Genomic DNA, 4,185 nt, shown 5'->3' with positions numbered 1-4,185 from the left:
ATTAAAAAAAGTCCATTCAGAATTTTTGCCAAATTCCGAATGGGCTTTATCATTTTAGGGACTTATGTCACAGCCCCCTTCTTCGCTATTAGTATGGTACTCAATTATACTTAAACCGACTGAATAGCAACAGTTTTCAAGTCTTTTAAATCATTCTACAGTAGTTCCATATTTAATGATCACTGTCTCTGCTATTGCTTTCATAAGTAGAATTTCCTTTTTCAGATCTTCCTCATCATTCAATGGATTAAAATGATTTTCTCCTTCTTTATTATGAACCAAGCTATTTCTAATAGCATATAACCTTCTGGCAATCTTACCGTATGTTTTTTCACTATTGTTTAGATTATTAATACTAAACCTAAATTTCAAGAAAAAGTTACTTTTGTTTTGGGGGAGAAAAATGAAAAAACATCGTTTAACACATACCCTGGCGGTGGTTCTGGTGGCAGGCCTGATTCTATCCGGTTGCACAAATAGTTCGTCAGCTAAGCACAACGAAGCCGATAGTTCTAGCACCAGTTCATCCGCCACGGTTAACAACAACCAGTCGTCAACACCGTGGAATAGCAGTAAGGATCAAAAGCTGGCCCAGTTTATGGATGACTGGGCACCGACCATGAACCAGCAATACGAGAAATACAGTGGTCACGGAAACATCGGGACAAAGTCAGGGATGGAGTACCCAAGTGAATTTGGCCAAACGACCGTTAATGGCACGAATGATTCAATCGGCTGGGCACCGTCAGGGAAGGGCCCGTACGCATATAACGTCGTCGCCATTTACAACTACGACCGGCCGGGCAACGCGGCAACGCATATTACCTATGCCTTCGCATTTCACGACGGCGAGCCAGTTGCTCTCGTCGACCAAAGTACGAACGGAACTCCCGATTGGACACCAACTAAAAACACTGATGTTTCTGGTAACTTCGCCAAGATCGCCGCGGGCGGTTCCAGCTCATTTTAAAACTAATAGCTGCTCACCGGCTAGTGCTTCTGGTTGACTAATTAGGAAGGGCCAAGAAGCTATATTTTCTCGCCAGCCCCTTTTGTTTTAGGTGCGCTCGAATTTATATCAATTGATCGTTTTCGCGGTAAACACACCACCTAGAGGTACTCTTCAATGTTCTTTCAGCTTCAGCTTATTAGTCACAAGCGGTATTGTGGAGGATTGATGCCCAATGCCATTGTCAGGCGGGTAACCTTGGGAAGTAGCAGATTACTTTTTTTAACAAGGGTCGGTTGGTGAAGAAAATCGCGGGTTTTTCCGGCGAAGATAACCTTTCCCCGTCCCATCACAATAACCTGGGGAACGTTTTGCGCGACCCAGTCAAGGTTATGACTGATTACTAAAATAGTGTGGCCCCGTTTTGCCAATTTAGTGAATATGTGGCTGACTAATTGCTGGCTTGGCCAGTCCAGGGCAATCATTGGTTCATCAAATAGGGCAATCTGCGGATTGGGAGCCAGAACGGTTGCAATACTCAGCAATTTACGATCCGATAATGAAAGATCATAGGGATTCTGCTGGGCCTGTTGGGAAAGGTTGGTTTCTTTAAGAACAGCCGTAACGGTTTCTGACCGCTTCTTTGCGGGAACCTTTAACTGGCGCAGTTCCCACTCAACCTCTTTTTTAACGGAACTATTAAAAAATTGGTCGTCCGGATCCTGAAACGCCAGGCCAATTTTGCGTGCCCGTTCGGTTTTGAGGAAGTCTTTCAACGGCTGCTGGTCAACCGTAATTTTTCCCTGGTGAGTGGTAACAAGGCCACCGAGCAATTTAAACAGGGTTGACTTGCCCGCCCCGTTTTCGCCAATCATGGCGGTCAATCCCGGCTGCAGATCTAGGTGATCAGCTTTGACCGTGAATTGTTGCTGCGGGTATGAGAAACGGAGATTATGAATCTTGAGCTGCATGAAAAGCCTCCTCTAGTTGTTGATAATTGACGGGGTAGGACTGACCATCCGTCGGGAGCACCCACCCCATTTTTTTAGCTAGTTGCCAGCAGACCGGATGCTTGATTCGGGGGCTAGTGAAGCGATTAAACACGGCAAAAGGGGTGCCATGATCGACAAGTTGTCCTTTATCCATGAGCCAAAGTTCGTCCGCAACCTCCGCCAAAGCGTCAACCTCATAACTCGTGATAAAAACGAGGGCCGTTGTTTGCTGTAACCAGTGAAAGAAGATTTGTCGCCCGCGGGAATCCATCTGACTGGTGGGATCATCCATGATTAAAATTGCCGGATCGGTAACAATGACACTGGCAATTGCTAAACGCTGCTTTTGTCCTCCGGAAAGAGCCGCTGGTGATAGCGTCAGTTGGTTTGTAAGACCGAATAATTGAGCAACGCGACGGACTTTTTTCTTGATTTGTTGTGACTGAATTCCACGGTTGATAAGGTTAAAGGCTAGTTCATCGGCAACCGTCTCGGTAAAGCTAGTTAGTTGACTGCTGGCATCTTGCAGGACGACGCCTGTTTGGTGGTTATAGACCCCCCAGTCTTGCTGTGGCGACCACTGGTTAATCTGATAGTGCCCGCTAACCTCGCCATCAACCATTTTAGGAAGGGTACCTGCGAGAAGGTGACAGAGAGTTGTCTTGCCAGCACGACTATTACCGATGATTCCGATAATGTGTTTGTTTGTTAGGCGGATAGAGAAATCCTTGAGCGCGGGCTGACTAGCAGCAGGATAAGAGACACTGACGTGGGAAAATACTATTTTTGAATTAAAAGCCAAACCTTCATTCCTCCTAGCATAATAATGAGGATACTTAAGAGATAGTGATTAAACCTGGCGAGCAGGTAATGATGTATTAATGGCTGCGGCTGGCGCTGGGGATTATCGTATTCACGTAGCTGAAGTGCGATTGCTCTCGTCATGGCTTGGTCAAGCGTTTTAACGACCAAAGGAACTAAGATGGGGAAAAGCATTTTAAAACGATAAAGCCAAGATTTTTGCTGGCCAATGCCCCGGGCACGCTGGGCCAACTTGATCTGGTGCAAGTTAGCCATCATTTGGGGGAGAATGTAACAGACCGAAATGAACATGTAGACTTTCTTAAAAGCAATCCCTTGGCTTTCCAAATAACGGGCATTCTCTGTTACCGAAGTCGTCGCAATAAAGAAAAAGGTGGTAAGGACGATTGTCAATAGCCGGCTACCAAGAAGGAGCGCATAATTGACACCTTCTTTGTAAAAGTTCAAAATCTCTATCCGCCAGAGCAGGGTATGGTTACCGGGGTTGACTAGCCCCTGAACTATGATCATCGTTGCAATAAAAAAGAGACTAAAGCTGAGGATCTTCACTAGACTACTTAGCTTGCCAATCGAGATGGCTAAGAGAAACAGAATAAAAACAAGTAGCCAGTTGATTGTCAAGGTCGGAATGACAAAGCTTGCGAGTCCCAGGCAAAGAATCAGTAATAATTTGGTGACGGGGTCAAAGCGTTGAAACCAGGTCAGAGTTGTCATTTTTAACGAACCTTCTTAAAGAAACTGATTAACCGTTGGGGAAGTTGATGGTAAATGAAGGCCGCCAGGTAGGCAACCACAATTTTATCTAAGATGTCCAGCATGAACTCGTCCAGAAAAGAAGCTACCCATACCGGGAAGTGATGGCCAACAAGGAGTGCAAAGACAGTATCACCCCAGACAATCCCCGTTTGGCCGCCGTAAAAGATGATATTTAGCGGGGTTGAAATCACTGCTGAAATAACGGCAATTACCAGGGCAGCGAGTAAGATGCACTTCTTTGTCTTAAACCAGCCCCGGGCGAAAAGGAGGCCGACGGTGAGGCCGATGGCAATGCTGGTAATCGAATAAACTCCAGACATCGGTGAAAGGGTCAGACTGTAGATAATGTTGTTTGTAAAACCGCTGATGGCACCAGCCAAGGGACCCCCAAGCATGCTAGCGAGAAAGGTACCGAGAGAACCAAGCCAAACAGGGAGCTTCAAGCCTTCAGCAAAGGCCTTGGCTACATAGTTGATACCAACCGCCACCGGAATTAATGTAATGGTTGCCGGCGATAGGGTGATTTTCCATAACGGATGATGCGATGTTGATTTATTCTGCATTAATAATTTCTCCTTTTAGGTAAAAAACGGTGGATTATAGAATGAAGTTAGCCACCCAGTTGGTGGTAAATAAAAAACGCCATTCGGCGTGACATCAGGTATC

General features: G+C 45.7%; 5 protein-coding genes. 1 reads left to right on the top strand and 4 read right to left on the bottom strand.

The window, feature by feature from the left end; genetic code table 11:
• Positions 1–403: 403 nt before the first annotated feature.
• Entirely contained in the window at positions 404–970 is a 567-nt protein-coding gene (locus tag QOR82_RS08795; RefSeq protein ID WP_222258110.1) for a DUF4767 domain-containing protein, read from the top strand.
• A 182-nt stretch (positions 971–1,152) separates the two neighbouring features.
• Here the strand turns inward: QOR82_RS08795 and QOR82_RS08790 are convergent, their stop codons facing one another.
• The 4 genes from QOR82_RS08790 to QOR82_RS08775 are packed head-to-tail and all read right to left on the bottom strand — an operon-like array spanning position 1,153 to position 4,082.
• Positions 1,153–1,920, bottom strand: a complete 768-nt coding sequence (locus tag QOR82_RS08790; RefSeq protein WP_283584371.1) for an energy-coupling factor ABC transporter ATP-binding protein — start codon at positions 1,918–1,920, stop codon at positions 1,153–1,155.
• Positions 1,901–2,743 (bottom strand): ABC transporter ATP-binding protein, encoded by an 843-nt coding sequence (locus tag QOR82_RS08785; RefSeq protein WP_283584370.1) that lies wholly within the window; start codon positions 2,741–2,743, stop codon positions 1,901–1,903. The genes QOR82_RS08790 and QOR82_RS08785 overlap by 20 nt, the downstream gene beginning before the upstream one ends.
• Positions 2,722–3,477, bottom strand: a complete 756-nt coding sequence (locus QOR82_RS08780; protein WP_047768306.1) for an energy-coupling factor transporter transmembrane component T — start codon at positions 3,475–3,477, stop codon at positions 2,722–2,724. The genes QOR82_RS08785 and QOR82_RS08780 overlap by 22 nt, the downstream gene beginning before the upstream one ends.
• A gap of 2 nt (positions 3,478–3,479) precedes the next feature.
• The gene (locus tag QOR82_RS08775) at positions 3,480–4,082 is read right to left on the bottom strand and encodes a membrane protein (protein ID WP_047768308.1); all 603 of its coding nucleotides are present in this window, start codon (positions 4,080–4,082) and stop codon (positions 3,480–3,482) included.
• Positions 4,083–4,185 lie beyond the last annotated feature (103 nt).

This window comes from Limosilactobacillus difficilis, from assembly GCF_947387495.1.
GTDB classification, from domain to species: domain Bacteria; phylum Bacillota; class Bacilli; order Lactobacillales; family Lactobacillaceae; genus Limosilactobacillus; species Limosilactobacillus difficilis.
The sequence above is the reverse complement of the archived record's forward strand: the minus strand, read 5'-3'. Positions and strand labels throughout refer to the sequence as shown.

Bases quoted from the DNA above. Each gene is read 5' to 3' on its own strand.
- QOR82_RS08795 (WP_222258110.1), top strand. From the start codon at position 404: ATGAAAAAACATCGTTTAACACATACCCTGGCGGTGGTTCTGGTGGCA.
- QOR82_RS08790 (WP_283584371.1), bottom strand. From the start codon at position 1,920: ATGCAGCTCAAGATTCATAATCTCCGTTTCTCATACCCGCAGCAACAA.
- QOR82_RS08780 (WP_047768306.1), bottom strand. From the start codon at position 3,477: ATGACAACTCTGACCTGGTTTCAACGCTTTGACCCCGTCACCAAATTA.
- QOR82_RS08775 (WP_047768308.1), bottom strand. From the start codon at position 4,082: ATGCAGAATAAATCAACATCGCATCATCCGTTATGGAAAATCACCCTA.